2 protein-coding genes are annotated in these 1,527 nt (G+C 50.6%); both read left to right on the forward strand.

The genetic code is table 11. The features are described from left to right. Window positions 1–220 (forward strand): hypothetical protein (locus IAE48_RS24200; RefSeq protein ID WP_233631733.1); only part of this gene is annotated, 220 nt, incomplete at its 5' end. A 60-nt stretch (window positions 221–280) separates the two neighbouring features. Then, entirely contained in the window at window positions 281–1,357 is a 1,077-nt protein-coding gene (gene fic / locus IAE48_RS23895; RefSeq protein WP_200135762.1) for a protein adenylyltransferase Fic, read from the forward strand. Window positions 1,358–1,527 lie beyond the last annotated feature (170 nt).

The following is a 1,527-nucleotide window of genomic DNA, read 5'->3' on the forward strand; positions in this document are numbered from 1 at the left end:
GGGGATTGACAAGGGGAGCGCGGCCGCTTCCCTTGTCCCGTTCACCGCATATGGGATTAATGGAACTCCCCAGCGCCTGGTGAACGGAATAATTCCACCAATCCAACATGCCATCCGGCATGTGATCCCGTCACCATTTTCGGATAGCGTGAAAGCACGTATGCTGCCAAAAATGTTAAATACGTCGATAAAAACACATTTATTAAACATGTCATCGTGACAGGTTGATTGCATCGACATATTATCAGCATATGTCGATAAAAATGGATTTTGTAAACATATGAGCTGGGATCCGACCATACCCTTTAACGCTTTACCGATGCTGCCGCCCAACGTGGAGGAGATTGAGACCCGTAAGGTGCTTAAGGCCTGCATAACTGCACGTGCCGCTCTGGCAGAGTTGAAAACGGCAGGAGAGTTAATTCCCGATCAAGGTTTACTGATTAACCTCCTCCCTCTGCTTGAAGCCAAAGACTCCTCGCGCATCGAAAATATCGTCACCACCAGCGATCAGCTCTTCCAGTATGCCGATCAGGCCGAGAACGCCGATCCCGCAACAAAAGAGGCGTTACGCTACCGGACTGCATTGCACGATGGCTTTACTTACCTGAGCAGCTACCCGTTGTGTACTAACACTGCCATCGCCATTTGCACCACGCTGCGCGGCGTAGAAACGGATATTCGTAAAACCCCCGGAACGGTATTGCGCGATCAGAACAGTGACGTGGTTTATACCCCGCCGGTAGGTGAAGCGGCTATTCGCGATCTGCTGGGGAATTGGGAACGTTTCATCCATGCCGATGATGACCTGGATCCGCTGATAAAAATGGCGATTTCACACTACCAATTTGAGTGTATTCACCCCTTTCCGGACGGGAATGGCAGAACAGGCCGAATCCTGAATATTTTGTATCTGATTCAGAGTGAATTGCTTTCGCTGCCCATCCTTTACCTCTCCCGGTTTATTCTGGAAAGGCGCGATCACTATTACACGCTCCTGCGTGACGTGACCGCCGAAGGTCGGTGGGAGGCGTGGATCTTATTTATGCTGGAAGCGATAGAAAACACCGCGCGCTGGACCAAGAAAAAAATCGCCATCATTCGTGAACTGATGGTAGATACGACACAATTTGTGCGTGAACGACTGCCAAAAATCTATACCCATGAGTTGATGCAAATACTTTTTGCACAGCCCTATTGTCGGATAGATAACCTTGTAAAAGGGCAAGTGGCTAAGCGCCAGACTGCATCGCTCTATCTTAAGCAGCTGGCAGATATAGGCGTGCTGGAGGAGATGAGCGTGGGTCGCGAAAAGCTCTACCTCAATACCCGATTGCTGCAGGAGTTAGGCAACTAATTGCCGCGAGTCAGCTCTCTCACGCTGTTCTCCTGCCGGATGGCGCGTTACACGCTTATCCGGCCTACCAAAACGCGCCTACAGCGACACCGGTGTAGCTTTTATCTGCGGTTTCACAACGAGGGGTTGTGTCCCCGCTGAAATCGGCGAACCGAAGCGTGAATGACAAG

The sequence above is a fragment of the Kosakonia sp. S57 genome, assembly GCF_016516575.1.
In the GTDB taxonomy this organism is placed as follows: domain Bacteria; phylum Pseudomonadota; class Gammaproteobacteria; order Enterobacterales; family Enterobacteriaceae; genus Kosakonia; species Kosakonia cowanii.

Coding starts and splice junctions, on each gene's coding strand:
- fic (WP_200135762.1), top strand. CDS start 281: ATGAGCTGGGATCCGACCATACCCTTTAACGCTTTACCGATGCTGCCG.